The organism is Rhodococcus sp. NPDC127593, from assembly GCF_042671975.1.
Taxonomy (GTDB): domain Bacteria; phylum Actinomycetota; class Actinomycetes; order Mycobacteriales; family Mycobacteriaceae; genus Rhodococcus_F.
The window spans coordinates 1-13,656 of record NZ_JBHXWI010000117.1; the positions used below are offsets into that span (position 1 = coordinate 1).

The following is a 13,656-nucleotide window of genomic DNA, read 5'->3' on the forward strand; positions in this document are numbered from 1 at the left end:
ACCGGTTCCTAGACAAGATCGATTCTTTCACCACCGCAGGGCATTTCGCCTTTATGACACCCTCAGGCGCTCATACCAATCGGTGTATCCAGGCTCAGTAGAGCGCACCTGCTCACGTGTGGCCATCGGCAGACGACACCGCTGCAGACCGAACGGGTTTCGAGGGAGCTGAGACTCGATCCGGTGACGTCGAGACTGCCCACCACGCAATTTCGGCACTCTGGCAGTCTCGCAGGGGCGATCTCGGTCACCTCTGACCACCGATCCTTGCTCACCGCGTCGTGGACACATCCGCGCCCGGCTCAGCGCACCAGGTGGGTCACTGGCGCGCGGGACGGGCCGTGCTGGGCAAGACCCGAGTAGTGGTCGATTTGCGCCCGTACGGATTTCGACGACGACACACGGGGCATCCGCCCTCGAGCGCATCCACCTCGGGAACCCGAAAGGTCCTGACTGGCACCTACATCGTGGGTTCGGCGGTGTCACCGATCCGATGCGCAGTCAGTGTCCAGCGGCGTTGACGAAAAGGTGGGCGCGGGTGCCGTCGCTGATCAGGAGCAGGGTGACTTTGTCGGTGGGGAACTCGCTGTTCGCCGGGTTCACGCTAACGAGTAGTTGCATCTCCTGGGTGCAAGAGAAGCCCAGAATTCCCCACTCCGGCCCGGCGACCGCCGGATCGGTGCACGGGATTGGTTGTAGGGGTGAAAATGTGGAGTTGGCAGCGGATAGCTGGATCGAGTTCGCGAACGCAGTTTGGGGACCGTCGTAGCGACCCAGGTATGAGTTTGCACCCGAAAAGACCTGGGATTCGTACATCTGACCGAATCTGAACGTGGATGGGATCTCCACTCCGCGGCTGTTCAACGCATCCGGGGCCTCCTCCTCGTCGATTGAATGAGTGCCCGGCCCGTCGTGGCACGCGGTCATCGCAAGGGCTGCGATCGCCACGAGGCCCGCCAGCCCCGGTCCACGTCTTGGCTTGCTGCTCCGCACCAATGGATCCTTCGTCATCATCGTCCGCGACGGTTGCTCGTTATCGAGCCTATCCGGGTGAAGGAATTCATTCGTCGAACCGTCACCGGGATGAGCTCGGCGCCAGTGAGTAGCTGGTAGCAGTCGGCGTGCTCGTCCCAGTAGCCGGTCCTGTGGCCGTTCCGTTGCTGCTCCGGGCTCGCGAAAGGCGGGACACGCTGATCGCAGTCGCCATTGCGATCCTCGGCCTGATCCTGTGGTGCGCCCAGGACAATGGGCACGGTCTGGTGGCGGCGTACGGGTGCGCGCTCGGCGGCGTTGCCTGGATGGCCTTGGGTGACCGGCTGATCCACCCCGAGCGCGACCTGTACCGGCCCGCGCGGATCACCATGGGCACCCTCGAGGCGGCCCTCGGCAAACGATGAGCGACGAACCCGTCGTCGTCAACCCGAACTGGCGCGCCGGGCTCCGCACCCCCGCACTCCTCAGCCGAGCGGAATGGTCCTCGGGTCCGCACCGCCCGGTTCAGTCTCTGCGTTGGTGCCGCCGCATGGGCTCGACCAGCTCACTTGCCGGATGCGTGTCTTGTCAGGGTTCCCGGCCCAGCGCGGCCGGTGTCCGCAGGTTCGATGATGAACCGATGCTCGCTCTCCTCGGTTTTCTCCTGGTGGTGTGGTTGGTGTTCGTCATCCTCGGCCTCGTAATCAAGGGATTCCTGTGGCTCGCGGTCATCGGGATTGTGCTGTTCGCCGTGACCGCCGGGTGGGGCTGGCTCAAACGCAACACCCGCACCTGACCCGCCGCGACCGGTGTACCGCGGGGCAATGCGCGGTGCATCGTTGCGCCAGGACGGCTAGTAGCCGATCGACGGCAGCCACGCGCCCTGCGGCTCGTTGTAGAGCCCGATCGTCATCAGCGTCGACTGCTGGACGATCTTCAGTCCAGCATCGAAGCACCAGGCCATGAGGCGGGTATTGCGTGACGGCACGAGGAACCCGAGGCCGGTGAACTCGTCGGCGCCGGCCAGCAGCGCGATGACGTCGTCGTCGGCCTTGCCGACTGCATGCCAGGTGTAGCCGAAACCCGTCGCGTAGCCGGTGATCTGGCCGCCACGTTCGACCACGCGGGCGGTGCCGATATTGACCCAGTGCTGCAGCTCGCCGTGGCGGTCGTGGCCGTGCACCTGCCGGCAGATCTCGTCGCAGGCGGCGATCTCGTCCGGTGTCGCTGGACGCACGACTGCGCCGGGTATCGCGGACCCGCGTGGCGTTCCCTGGAAGACGGACAACAGCTCACGCACGGCGAAGCCGAGCTTGGCGTACAAGGAGAAGGACCGGTAGTTGTACGTCGTCTGTACCAGCCGCACGCCGGCTACCTCGCGCTCTCGCGATCGCTGAAGCAGCGCATTCATTAACGCACGGCCCGCCCCCGCGTCCGGCGCCGCCGGGTCAACGCAGACGGGTCCTATGCCGACGATTTTGCCGCGCTCGTCCTGTAAGGCGCTGCCGACGATGTGGCCGTCGCGCTCGGCAACCAGTCCGTAGATGCCGTCGGTGTCCAGCATCGCCTTGATCTGGAAGTCGGCGAATTCGGGCGTGCCCGCTTCGATCGGAAAGTTGTGGCGCGTGGCGAGCGTTTCGAAGGCGTCGAACATGATGTGCCCACACATCTGGGCGTCGTCCGGCGTCGCCTCGCGGATCTGCAGCTCGGTCATTCACCTATTGTCGCGCGTGTGTTGCCGACGATGGTCCCAAAGGCATGACCGATCCGGTAACGGAATCGAGCTGGCGCGGCGCCGAGTTCGGCTCCCCGACCACTCTGGCTACCGGCCGCGCAGGCCGATTGGGTTGCCATCGGCGTCGGCGAGCACACACACTCGCGCCTCGGCAGCAACCTGGCGCGGCGCACTGCGTTCGGTCGCACCAGCCGCGAGCAGGGTTGCGCGGGTCGCGTCGAGATCCTCGACGTCGGCGAAGGCCACCGGTCCACCGCCCACGTCGGCGGGATTCAGGCCGACCTCAAAGCCGTCGACGTTGTACCCGACGTAGTAGGGCTGGTCGGTGTGGGGCGTGCCGAGCAGCGCGGTGTAGATGGCCTTGGCGGCGTCCAGGTCGGAGACCGGGATCACCAGGCTGCGGATTGTGGCACTCATCGTCGTCTCCTCAGGGGTACGGCGGTCACATCGGAGGACCGCGTGATGTCCATGAACGATGCTAGAGGCGGCCGGTGCCCTGTGCTTCTCGATTCCTGATCGGTGTGGCACCTGTTCGCCGCGCACCGCGGCATCCCCGGAGCGTCGCGCGTCCATTTGATCGAGGGCTGGTAGTGGGCGCTGCGAAGCTGCACTGCCGTCATCCGATTGTCGGCCGCCACCCGTTTCGGTTGACGCTCGGGTGATGGGTCGCTGATTGGCTATGTCTCGTCGGTTGGATCGAGGGTGGGGACGCCGGTCTTGTCTCGGTGGCACGGCAGCGAGCCAGCGGTGCAGTGCGTGTGGACGTCGGTTCCGACGCGTGCGCAGCGCAGGCGCCATCGCTCGAACAGGCCTACCGTGGAGTGTGTACTACCAGCGCGAATAGGGTTCCGCTGGTATCAAGAGAGACATCAACAAAGTGGTGAGAACGATGTCGCAGCAAATGATGGACATGATGCACATGTTCATGACTTGGATGCAGAGCATGGGCTGGCCGATGCCGATGCCCATGCCGATGATGTGAGCCCCGCGCTACCGGTGTTGCCGGGTGCCTTCACAGTCGCGGTGTGCCGAAGGCCCGTAGGACACGGTTCGACCGGATCGTAGGGACCTCGCCCAGCCGAGGTCGCTGCGGCCTGCAGATCACGGTTCTGGGGGTGGAACGGTGGTCCGTGTGACAATGCGGCCTGTGCTGTGCGGCAGCGGGTCCTGGACATCAGCGGTGGAGAATTGCCAGGAGGGTAGCTCGTGGCGGTGTGGAGCGAGCGCGGAGGTGTTCTGGTTTCCTTCACAAGCACAAGATGAGGCTGACCCGGTGGAAACTCGATACCGCGCAGAGCGGAACACGCCGTGACGTCGCACGAGTGTTGTACGTCCTTGTCGCGATGATCGATCGGCAGCAACGGATCGAGGATTGACCATGCAACCCGCGCGACTGGGTGCACTGATTCGAGCCCACGTACTCGAGCCCTGAACGGTTGCCCACCACCCTCACGATGGATTCGGATGCTGCGGCGATCGCGGCGTTGACCCAGTACTACGGCCTCCCCACACCTGGGGGCGCCTACTTCGGTGCATTTCGACGCATCAGAACCGGGGTGTGCCCGCGCGAGCGAAGCGGTGGTCCCCCTGGCGGATGGCGCCCGATTCACCAAGCCTATCGGCGCCGCACTGGGCGTGCGGGCCTGCAACGTCGACTCGGAACCACCGCCACCGGAGTTCGGGAGACGCTGCGCAGCCCGGACTTTGCGGCACCACTTTCGGCGGAGTAGGCGCGGGACCGCTAGCGCACGCCTGCTCGGCACCCTGAACACCGAATGCGTCAAAGCCGACGATCACTGCCGCAGCGCCAACACATTTCGAGATGCAGGAGGGGAATCGTCTCGCCAGGGCGAGTCGCGCTCGTCCTGCCTGAACGTGGTGCAACTGAGTGTGGAGCCGTGAGACGGCCACGAGGATCGTGTGGGCCTGCCCAGACGTGTAATGGGCTGGGGACGGTGAAATGTCAGTTCGGGTGAGCTTCCTGATTACCAGGGAAAGCCGCCTGCCGTTACTGTGTGCGTTCGACGGTTGCCCGGCGAAGAAGGAGACAACATGGCGGTATCCACGAGGGGTTCTGAAGATTCGGCGAAGAAGACAACCAGGAAGATTCGTGAGTGGGCGATCGGGGCGGGGCGGGGCGCGAAGTGTCTTCCCGCGGAAAGCTTCCGGCCGAGATCGAGCACGCCTTCCATGAGGCTCAGGCGAAGAATGTTCAGGTGAAACCGGCGGCAAAGAAGACAGACGCGCCGAAGACAGACGCGACGAAGGCGGTTGCGAAGAAAACGGCCGTGAAGAAGCCGGTTGCTACGACGGTGCCGGTGATGAGGGCAGTGGTGAGTGAGGCTCCGGCAAAAAAGACGTCCAGGGAGATTTGTGAGTGGGCGATCAGGGCGAGCCACAAGGTGTCCTCCCGCGGCCGGATTCCGGCCGAGATTCAGCAAGCCTTCCATGAGGCTCAGGCGAAGAAGGTTCAGGCAACAAAGGCGCCGGTAGAGAAGACGCCCGCAAAGACAGCTGCGAGGAACGCGGCCCCGGCGACCGCTCCGGTGAAGACAGCCGCGAAGAAGGTAGTCGCGACGAAGGCGGCTGCGGAGAAACCGGCCGTGAAGAAGACGGTCGCGGAGACGCCGGTCGGGGCCAAGTTGCCGGTGAAGAGGGAAGTGGTGAGTAAGGGTCCGGCGAAGAAGGCGAACAAGGAGATTCGTGAGTGGGCGATCAGGGAGGGCTTGGAGGTGTCCTCCCCCGGCCGGATTCCGGCCGAGATCGAGCAAGCGTTCCATGACGCGCCGGCGAAGAAGGTGCAGACAAAAACGGCGCCGGTAAAGAAGACGGCCGCGAAAACGACAGCTGCGCGGAACACGGCCGCAGTGGCTCCGGTCAAGAGGGTAGCGGCGAGCAAGGCTCCGGCGGAGAAGAAGGTAGTGGCGGCGAGGGCGGCCGCGACGAAGACGGCCATGAGGAAAGTAGTCGCGACGAAGGGGCTGCGCAGAAGACGGCTAAGAAGTCGGTCGCGGCGAAGGCTCCGGTGAAGAGGGAAGTGGTGAGTAAGGCTCCGGCGAAGAAGTCGCCGAGGGAGATTCGTGAGTGGGCGATCGGGGCGGGTCATGAGGTGTCCTCCCGTGGCCGGATTTCGGCCGAGATCGAGCGAGCCTTCCATGATGCTCAGGCCGAGATGCCGGTCGCGTGAGTTGCGGCATTGCCCTGGTGCACAGCGTGGCCATCCTGCCGCGAAGGCTATGAGTCTGTGGGGATCATGGCCTCCAGCGCCATGCGGTGGGCGGTTGTCCGCGCAGCGGTGCCGGGGATGGGTGCGAGGTATCCATGCGCACCTGACTCTACGATTCCCGCGCGGAGTGGATTGGGTGTAGGGAGTTCTGGTCAAGGGGCAGACCTGTGCGTGGCGCTTCGGGTGCGGCGGGAGACTTTGATGCCGCGGTGGGGGCGAGTGGCACTACAGGTCGACAACGGCTGGTGGACCTGCAGGCTCGCATTGCCTTGGAGACCGCCGGTGGCCGCGGTTGCCGGTATCTGCACCTTTCGGTGACACGATGTGCGGGTGGGGAGACAGAGTTGGATCTTCGGGGTGGTGGGTTTGGGCGTCGGGCTGGTGGCGGTGGTGGTGTTCGCCGCGAGTACTTCGCGGCCGTACATGGTGGCCACGTCGTTCCAGCCAGCTGTGACTGATCCATCGATTGTGGTGGTGGTCGTTCTCTGCGGAGTCAGAATTCCGCAAAGACGGTGCGCACCCACTGGAGCGCGTCGTTGTTCGGTAGTGAGCCGTCGCTAGCGTCGTGCCGACCGTAGTTTCCGATTCGCTCGGCCCCGAGCGTCCGGAGCATCTCGTCGATGATCTCGCTGCCGTGGCTGTAGGTCTCATAGCTGCTGTCGCCAAGCCCGAAGATCGAGTATCGGATTCCGTTCAGATCTGGTGACTCCGCTTCGAGTGCCTCGAAGAACGGTAATGCGCCGCTGGGAAGTTCGCCGTCGCCGTGGGTTGAGCACACGATGATGTACGAGTTGTCGGTGTCGAACTTGGAGATGTCGAAGTCCGTCATGTCGATTGGCTCGACGTCGTGTGCTCTGTCGAGTTCGTCGACGAGATCTTCGGCGATCATTTCGGCGTTTCCGGATTCGGTTCCGAACAGAATGATTGTCTTGCTCATAGGACGCTCCTCGTGTCAGAAAGTGATGGGAGGCTGGATATCGAGTGCGCTGGCCCCCGGTTTGAATACCGAGTTGCTGGGCTCGGCGTAGGAGGCGATGATCGTGTCGCCGACCATACGTGCGTCAACCCGATTTTCCGGAATGGTTCCGCGTGGTCCGCGTCGTAGCCAGCCGACGCAGAACAAGTTGCCGCCGAGGATTCCGCGTTCGAGGTCGATATGTTCGATGTGTTCGTGGTCTGCTCGGCGGAGGGGAGCGGTAGCGTGTTCGGCGAATCCGATTGCAGTGCAGACAGCGTCGGCAGGCATCGAAACGGTGGAACGGCTGCCGTCCATCGCCAGCAGGACGATGCCCGACACTGAATCGACTCCGGTGAGCTCGATTGGTTCCCATCCGAAGTGGAACCGCACGACGCGGCCGGCAGCGTCGTCGGATCCCGCCGTCAGAGTGGCGATTGCCTCGTGACGAGCCGACTGCTCGTCGGGTTCGAGCTCGACACCGTGTGCTTCGAACGCGACATCGGAGAGCTTTTCCAGCTCGCGCACCATCGCGACATCGAACTTGGCCTGTGCCGGTTGTGATCGTCCGACGATGTCGATCTCATGAACGGGCCCAGCGGTGATGGCGTCGACGACGTCGTTCGCGATCCCGAGTGCTCGCAGCTGCTCGGCGGGGGTCAGGAATAGGCGGAGCAGGTCGATGGCGACGTTGCCGTGTCCGACGATGACGACTCGGCGACCCAGGCTCAGGTCATCGACCTTCTCCTCCGGATGCCCGTTGATCAACCGGGTCAGTCGACCGGCGCCGTACACGCCCGACAGTTCGGCTCCCGGCAGTGGCCCGCCCGGGCCGGCGAGGGCGCGATCAGCGTGCAGCCCGGTGGCCAGGACGACGATGTCAAAGGACTCTCGCAGTTGATCGATTGTGAGATCGCCGTCGCCTTCGATCGTGGATATCAAGGTGGAACCGACGAACCGAATCGACTCACGCTCGAAGAGTCGATCGAATTGTTTGGACACCGCGCGTGTCCCCGGGTGGTCGGGAGCTACACCGTGGCGAACCAGACCGTACGGAGTGTCGAGGCGGTCGAACATGACGATCTCGGATTCTCGCCAGCGCTTGCGAAGGAACTGCGCCAGGTAGCAGCCCGACGGTCCGCTGCCGACAATCGCGACGGACGGCTGTCGTGCGCCGGCTCCCGGTGTGGTCATGATGGTGCCCCTCGCCGTGGTTTCTCTTGCAATAGGTGTCGCGGATTACAATGTCGCGATCGGTTCGTACACGCATCAGCTATAAGCAGAATATGGCGTGCTCAACGGCGGACGCGTTTTCTTCAACGGCATTTCAATGGCTAGGTGGAAAGGAAACCTGCGCCCAGTTTGGCTGCTCCGCCGGGAGATCCCAGACTCTCGAAGAAGTTGGCGTTGATCGTGGTGTATTCGTTCCACGCTTCAGGTAAGTCGCTTTCGAAGAAGACGGCCTCGACGGGGCAGGCAGGTTCGCATGCTCCGCAATCGACGCACTCGTCGGGCTGTATGTACAGCATGTTTGTGCCCTGGTAAATGCAGTCGACAGGGCATTCCTCGATGCAGGCCTTATCCATGATGTCGACGCAGGGCTCGGCAATCACGTAGGTCACGAGCTCGAACCAGTATTTGTAGTTATAAATGGAGGTTCGATTCGATTCAAAACTGTTCGGGAAATTTCGGTCATGTCGTGGCGTTCGACGACTTTGATGCGTTCGCGGCCTTCTTCTTCGCCGAGGGAGCGTTCGTGTGCGTCGAGGCGGTACCAGCCGTCCCAGGTGGTGAAGGGGACGTGCTTGTCTTCGAGGAACTTCACCACTGCTGCTTCGTCGGGTTCAGTGGCGCCTTGGAAGGTGGGTGCGTCTTCGAGGAGGTTGGCGACGGTTTCGTTGGCGTCGCCTTTGGTGTGGCCGATGAGGCCGACGGGTCCGCGTTTGATCCAGCCGGTGACGTAGGTGGCGGGTATGTAGGTGGCGGTGGAGGATGCGGCTGGAGTGGAGCCTGCGGAGTGACCCGAAGAGGCAAGCACGCGGCCGGCTTCGTTGGGTATGGTGCCGGCTTGGTCGTCGAAGGGGAGTTGGCTGATGTTCTGGGAGAGGTAGCCGACGGCGCGGTAGACAGCTGTCACGTTCCAGTCGTTGTATTTTCCGGTGCCGCGGACGTTGCCGGTGCCGTCGAGTTCGGTGCGCTCGGTGCGTAGTCCGGTGACGTTGCCGTTGTCGCCGAGGATTTCGGTGGGGGATTCGAAGAAGTGCAGGAAGAGTTTGTGGGGTCGGGTGCCGATGTCGCGGATGGCCCAGTCCTGGAGGGTGTTGGCGACCATGTCGACCTGTTTGGAGGCGCGGCGGGCGGCTTCGGAGCCTTCGTCGTAGTCGATGTCTTCGGGGGTGACGATGACTTCGATGTTGGGGGAGTGGTCGAGTTCGCGGAGTTCGAGGGGGGTGAATTTCGCTTGTGCGGGTCCGCGGCGTCCGAAGACGTGGACTTCGAGGGCTTTGTTGGCTTTGAGGCCTTGGTAGACGTTGGCGGGGATTTCGGTGGGGAGCAGTTCGTCGCCGGTTTTGGCGAGGACGCGTGCGACGTCGAGGGCGACGTTGCCGACGCCGAGGACGGCGACTTTTTCGGCGTCGAGGGGCCAGGTGCGGGGGACGTCGGGGTGGCCGTCGTACCAGGAGACGAAGTCGGCGGCGCCGTAGGAGCCGTTCAGGTCGATGCCGGGGATGTTGAGGTCGCGGTCGGCGTTGGCGCCGGTGGAGAAGATGACGGCGTCGTAGTAGGTCCGGAGGTCGTCGAGGGTGATGTCGGTGCCGTAGTCGATGTTGCCGAGGAGGCGTACTTGGGGTTTGTCGAGGACTTTGTGGAGGGCGGTGATGATGCCTTTGATGCGGGGGTGGTCGGGTGCGACGCCGTAGCGGATGAGGCCGAAGGGAGCGGGCATGCGTTCGAAGAGGTCGATGCTGACGCCGGGTCCGCTGACATTGTGGTCGGACTTGATGAGCGCGTCGGCGGCGTAGATGCCTGCCGGTCCGGCGCCGACGATGGCTACTCGGAGTGGGCGAGTCTGATCAGTCATCTCTGCTCGATGTCACTTTCTCGATGGTGGATGTCATCCACGCGGTTGTCTTGCTGAAAAGCGTTTGTCGTGTTCGGTCTGTTCACTTCTCACGCGGCAACATGTCGCCGAAGGCCATGCGCACGAGCAACTCTGCAATCCCGTCGGCGCTCTCCGCGCCGGTCGGCTGGTACCACGCAGTGGACCAGTTCGCTGCCCCGATGATGAGCAGTCTGAGTACGCGAGCGTCGATGTCCGGTGCCAGGAAGCCGTCGGCCTTCGCGTCTTCGATCAGCGCCGAGAAGTAGTGCCCGTACGAGCGATGCAGTTCGATCGCTGGGCCCTGCACCTCGGCTGGAGCTTGCCCCAGCGTCCGTATGCTGGCGCGCGCAATGTCGTTCTTGGTGAGCATGTACCGCATGTGCGCTGCGATCGCTGCTCCGAGGCGGTCCTGCGAAGTGGCATCCTGATCAAGGGATTGGACGGCGTCTTCCACGTATGCGTGAGTTTCGACGATGCCACGTGTCATGAGATCTCGAATCAGGTCTTCCTTGTTCTCCATGTAGTAGTACAGGCTGCCTGCCTTGACGCCAGCTGCTTTGGCGATGTCTGCCAATGTGGTTGCCGCGTAGCCTCTCTTGGCTAGGACGCGGGCAGCGCCTTGCATTATGCGTTCTTTCGTGGATTCCCCGCGAGGCGTAGTTGCGGGAGTGTCCTTTGGACGCCTGGCCTCGTTCATGACGCTCAGACTATCGACGGCGGGAGACATGTGTGTCATTCTAACCTAGGTTTAGATTAGAATGAAGAGGAGATACCCGATGACCGAACGACTGTTCGAGCCGGATGTAGTGCAGTGCCCGTTCCCGCAATATAGGAAGATGCAGGACGAGTGCCCCGTCTACAAGGTTCCTGATGACGATCTGTATCTAGTCCTTGGATACGACGACTGTGTCGACGTCCTCACCAGCCCTGATGTGTATTCATCGAAGGCCGGCCCGGGGCTGCGTCAGAAGCAGGGCCCCGCAGCAAAAGCGGTTCTTGCGCAGGGGCATCGAATCGTACGTACTCTGCTGACCAACGATCCTCCGTCGCATCGGCGGTACCGGCGAATCGTCAACAAAGCCTTCACGCCTCGCCGGATCGCTGCGCTGGCGCCGGAAGTGACGAGTACCGTACAGGAGTTGATCTCCAAGCTCGAGCAGAACGAATCCGTCGATTTCGTCAGGGATTTCGCTCAGCCCTTGCCGCTTATCGTCATAGCCGACTTTCTCGGTGTGCCGCGTGATGACCTAGACATTTTCAAGCGATGGTCCGACGACGCCGCTGAGGTACTCGGCGGTACGCTGTCCGAGCAGCGGCAGATCGAAGTGAACACTTCCCTGACCGAACTGCTCCAATACTTTGCGGATCGCGCGGATGACCGCCGCGCTTCGCCGTCGTCGGACTTTCTGGCGGCCCTTGTCGAGGCCGAGGACGGCCAGTTGACGACAGAAGAAATCATCGCCATCGCGTATGTCGTGCTCGTTGCAGGTAACGAGACAACGGTGAATCTGCTGTCCTCGACGCTGTTGATGCTGCTCGAGCAGCCGGCCCTCATGGCACGAGTCCGTGCTGACCGATCGCTGATTCCATCCGCCGTCGAGGAGGCGCTGCGGTTGCAGTCGCCGATTCAAGGCTTTCCGCGGGTGGCGACTGTGGACACAGAGATCAAGGGCGTACCTGTGCCCGCCGGTTCTCGTGTGATGGTGATGATCGGTGCCGCCAACAGGGACCCCGACCATTTCGAGCATCCCGACGACGTCAACCTCGAAAGTGCTAAGAGCAGCGCACATATCTCGTTCGGAAAAGGTATTCATTTCTGCGTGGGCGCGGCATTGTCGCGACTGGAAGCCGAGATTGCCCTGAACGCGCTTTTCGACCGTTTCGGGTCGATCGAGTTCGCCCGAGCCGATTTCGAACCGGCGTATGCGGACAACGCGATCCTGCGTTCGCTACTGGGGCTCCCCATCGTTCTTCGGAAGTAGAAATTTACGGGACAATTGGATACAACATTGCGATCTCCAGAGTATCCAGTTAGGCTCGGAGAACATCGTGTGATGCAGGTCTCAACGCATGTCCTCGTCATGCCGAATCCGTCGAATTCAGCAGATCCTTTCAATCACAACAAGATCGAGGTAGAGCTATGGGCACACTGGACGGAAAAGTTGCACTGATCACCGGCGCGGGACGTGGCATGGGCGCTTCGCACGCGAAGGTTCTGGCCGCGAAGGGCGCAGCGGTGGTCATGCTCGACGGACCCGGACCCGTGCCGACGGCTGAATACGCCATGTCCACGGCCGAATCCATCAAGACCGGGGCCGCCGACATTCGCGACAAGGGCGGACGCGCGTTGGCGATCGAAGGCGACGTCCGATCGCAGGACGACCTCGACGGTGCCGTGGCGAAGGCTGTCTCGGAATTCGGAAAGCTCGATCTGCTGGTAGCCAACGCCGGAATCTGGGGACAGCTTGCACCGATCTGGGAAATGTCGGAAGAGGCATGGCAGGAAACGATCAACATCAACCTCTCCGGACCGTGGCGCACTGTCAAGGCTGCGGCTCCCCTGATGATCGAGAACGGCGTGGGATCGATTGTGTTGATCTCGTCCGTGGTGGGCATCGGAGAGGGCCTGCCAGGGTCGGCAAACTATGCGTCGGCAAAGCACGGCGTCATCGGATTGTTGCGCACGGCTGCAATGGAACTGGGACCGCTGAACATTCGTGTGAACGCGGTCTGCCCCGGATTCATCCGCACCGGGCTTCATGGATGGCAGGGTGCGGTCGATCTGATGGCTGGCCACCCCGGGGGTACAGAGGCGGACCTGATTCAGGCGGGTCACAACTACGGCATCCTGAAGGGGCGAGGTCCACTCGAACCGGGCCACGTGAGTGAAACGGTTGCATTCCTTCTGTCGGACGAAGCATGGGCCGTCACCGGCACGATCGTTCCGGTCGATGCGGGTCATACCATCCTGCCGCGTATCAATCCCTCACCGGCTTACTGATCGGCAACGAGAACTCCTGTAGTGGAGCGCGGTACTGTGGCATCTGCCGCAGGACCGCGTTCGCCGTCTGCGCAGTGTGCCTGATCTGTCTGATTCGGAACTCTGTATTCGAATAGTATTAGCGCTCAGATGGATTCGCAGACTCAAATTGAATAGTGACGACCATTACATTCGCCTCGACGGTGCCGCTCGGGTGCCGCAGTCCCGAGGGAGTCGAAGATGACCCGCGATCGACACGGTATACCCACCATGTACGAAAGCATCGATCGTGGGGATTGCTGACCAACACCATGCTCATCGTTCTCGTGGCTCTGCTAATCGGGACGTCGATCGTGTACCCGAGTTTCTGCTCGCCCGTCAATTTACAGAACCTGCTGTCGCCGCGATCATCAATAACGTCTTCTCGGCGTTCACTCTCGATCCCAATCTCCAACTGGTGATCAAGGGCGCGATCGTGATCGCCGCGGTGGCCGTGGACGTGTGGTTCCACCGCTGTCGAACGTCCTGAGTCGACCCCGACACCAGAACGGCGCCCGCCGATCGGCGGGCGCCGTTCTCGTCTTCACTCTCTAGTACTACAGCCGTAAGTTGATCATGGCGTGTGGCCCCGTCTCTTGTGGTGGCAAATTCGGGCGCGGGCCTGGTGCTGTCGTCTCCACTGCGA

13 protein-coding genes and 1 pseudogene are annotated in these 13,656 nt (G+C 62.5%); 6 read left to right on the forward strand and 8 right to left on the reverse strand.

The genetic code is table 11. The features are described 5' to 3' along the window. Window positions 1–501 precede the first annotated feature (501 nt). The gene (locus ACFVJ3_RS47910; RefSeq protein WP_378458765.1) at window positions 502–1,014 is read right to left on the reverse strand and encodes a hypothetical protein; all 513 of its coding nucleotides are present in this window, start codon (window positions 1,012–1,014) and stop codon (window positions 502–504) included. Between the two features lie 107 nt (window positions 1,015–1,121). On the opposite strand from ACFVJ3_RS47910, the gene ACFVJ3_RS47915 reads away from it, so the two are divergent. Together ACFVJ3_RS47915 and ACFVJ3_RS47920 are read left to right on the forward strand one after the other, a co-directional pair. Continuing rightward, window positions 1,122–1,397 (forward strand): hypothetical protein, encoded by a 276-nt coding sequence (locus tag ACFVJ3_RS47915; protein WP_378458766.1) that lies wholly within the window; start codon window positions 1,122–1,124, stop codon window positions 1,395–1,397. Further along, window positions 1,394–1,768 carry a hypothetical protein gene (locus tag ACFVJ3_RS47920; protein ID WP_378458767.1) on the forward strand — a complete coding sequence of 125 codons (375 nt, stop codon included), beginning with the start codon at window positions 1,394–1,396 and terminating at the stop codon, window positions 1,766–1,768. Before ACFVJ3_RS47915 ends, ACFVJ3_RS47920 begins: the two co-directional genes overlap by 4 nt. 57 nt (window positions 1,769–1,825) lie before the next feature. Here the strand turns inward: ACFVJ3_RS47920 and ACFVJ3_RS47925 are convergent, their stop codons facing one another. Both ACFVJ3_RS47925 and ACFVJ3_RS47930 read right to left on the reverse strand, forming a co-directional pair. Then, window positions 1,826–2,686 (reverse strand): GNAT family N-acetyltransferase, encoded by an 861-nt coding sequence (locus ACFVJ3_RS47925; protein WP_378458768.1) that lies wholly within the window; start codon window positions 2,684–2,686, stop codon window positions 1,826–1,828. 108 nt (window positions 2,687–2,794) lie between these two features. Then, window positions 2,795–3,124 carry a VOC family protein gene (locus ACFVJ3_RS47930; protein WP_378458769.1) on the reverse strand — a complete coding sequence of 110 codons (330 nt, stop codon included), beginning with the start codon at window positions 3,122–3,124 and terminating at the stop codon, window positions 2,795–2,797. A gap of 1,635 nt (window positions 3,125–4,759) precedes the next feature. Between ACFVJ3_RS47930 and ACFVJ3_RS47935 the strand changes: the two are divergent. Next, window positions 4,760–5,894: pseudogene (locus ACFVJ3_RS47935) on the forward strand (histone-like nucleoid-structuring protein Lsr2). A 532-nt stretch (window positions 5,895–6,426) separates the two neighbouring features. Here the strand turns inward: ACFVJ3_RS47935 and ACFVJ3_RS47940 are convergent. The 5 genes from ACFVJ3_RS47940 to ACFVJ3_RS47960 form a co-directional block, all read right to left on the reverse strand. After that, window positions 6,427–6,870 (reverse strand): flavodoxin domain-containing protein, encoded by a 444-nt coding sequence (locus tag ACFVJ3_RS47940; RefSeq protein WP_378458770.1) that lies wholly within the window; start codon window positions 6,868–6,870, stop codon window positions 6,427–6,429. Between the two features lie 15 nt (window positions 6,871–6,885). Then, complete coding sequence (locus ACFVJ3_RS47945; protein ID WP_378458771.1) at window positions 6,886–8,082, reverse strand: FAD-dependent oxidoreductase; 1,197 nt, start codon at window positions 8,080–8,082, stop codon at window positions 6,886–6,888. A 140-nt stretch (window positions 8,083–8,222) separates the two neighbouring features. After that, window positions 8,223–8,510: a ferredoxin gene (gene fdxA, locus ACFVJ3_RS47950; RefSeq protein ID WP_378458772.1), complete on the reverse strand. Its 288-nt coding sequence runs from the start codon at window positions 8,508–8,510 to the stop codon at window positions 8,223–8,225. Next, the gene (locus ACFVJ3_RS47955) at window positions 8,507–9,970 is read right to left on the reverse strand and encodes an FAD-dependent oxidoreductase (RefSeq protein WP_378458773.1); all 1,464 of its coding nucleotides are present in this window, start codon (window positions 9,968–9,970) and stop codon (window positions 8,507–8,509) included. The genes fdxA and ACFVJ3_RS47955 overlap by 4 nt, the downstream gene beginning before the upstream one ends. An 82-nt stretch (window positions 9,971–10,052) precedes the next feature. After that, window positions 10,053–10,727 (reverse strand): TetR/AcrR family transcriptional regulator, encoded by a 675-nt coding sequence (locus ACFVJ3_RS47960; protein WP_378458774.1) that lies wholly within the window; start codon window positions 10,725–10,727, stop codon window positions 10,053–10,055. 40 nt (window positions 10,728–10,767) lie between these two features. On the opposite strand from ACFVJ3_RS47960, the gene ACFVJ3_RS47965 reads away from it, so the two are divergent. The 3 genes from ACFVJ3_RS47965 to ACFVJ3_RS47975 all read left to right on the forward strand — a co-directional run bounded on the left by ACFVJ3_RS47965 (window position 10,768) and on the right by ACFVJ3_RS47975 (window position 13,500). Continuing rightward, entirely contained in the window at window positions 10,768–11,973 is a 1,206-nt protein-coding gene (locus ACFVJ3_RS47965) for a cytochrome P450 (protein WP_378458775.1), read from the forward strand. A 158-nt stretch (window positions 11,974–12,131) separates the two neighbouring features. Continuing rightward, window positions 12,132–12,992, forward strand: coding sequence for an SDR family NAD(P)-dependent oxidoreductase (locus ACFVJ3_RS47970; RefSeq protein ID WP_378458776.1), 861 nt, complete (start codon window positions 12,132–12,134; stop codon window positions 12,990–12,992). 268 nt (window positions 12,993–13,260) lie between these two features. Then, window positions 13,261–13,500 (forward strand): hypothetical protein, encoded by a 240-nt coding sequence (locus tag ACFVJ3_RS47975; RefSeq protein WP_378458777.1) that lies wholly within the window; start codon window positions 13,261–13,263, stop codon window positions 13,498–13,500. The last annotated feature ends 156 nt before the right edge of the window (window positions 13,501–13,656 follow it).

Coding starts and splice junctions, on each gene's coding strand:
- ACFVJ3_RS47970 (WP_378458776.1), top strand. CDS start 12,132: ATGGGCACACTGGACGGAAAAGTTGCACTGATCACCGGCGCGGGACGT.
- ACFVJ3_RS47945 (WP_378458771.1), bottom strand. CDS start 8,082: ATGACCACACCGGGAGCCGGCGCACGACAGCCGTCCGTCGCGATTGTC.
- ACFVJ3_RS47910 (WP_378458765.1), bottom strand. CDS start 1,014: ATGATGACGAAGGATCCATTGGTGCGGAGCAGCAAGCCAAGACGTGGA.
- ACFVJ3_RS47925 (WP_378458768.1), bottom strand. CDS start 2,686: ATGACCGAGCTGCAGATCCGCGAGGCGACGCCGGACGACGCCCAGATG.
- ACFVJ3_RS47965 (WP_378458775.1), top strand. CDS start 10,768: ATGACCGAACGACTGTTCGAGCCGGATGTAGTGCAGTGCCCGTTCCCG.
- ACFVJ3_RS47955 (WP_378458773.1), bottom strand. CDS start 9,970: ATGACTGATCAGACTCGCCCACTCCGAGTAGCCATCGTCGGCGCCGGA.
- ACFVJ3_RS47940 (WP_378458770.1), bottom strand. CDS start 6,870: ATGAGCAAGACAATCATTCTGTTCGGAACCGAATCCGGAAACGCCGAA.
- ACFVJ3_RS47930 (WP_378458769.1), bottom strand. CDS start 3,124: ATGAGTGCCACAATCCGCAGCCTGGTGATCCCGGTCTCCGACCTGGAC.
- ACFVJ3_RS47960 (WP_378458774.1), bottom strand. CDS start 10,727: ATGACACACATGTCTCCCGCCGTCGATAGTCTGAGCGTCATGAACGAG.
- ACFVJ3_RS47920 (WP_378458767.1), top strand. CDS start 1,394: ATGAGCGACGAACCCGTCGTCGTCAACCCGAACTGGCGCGCCGGGCTC.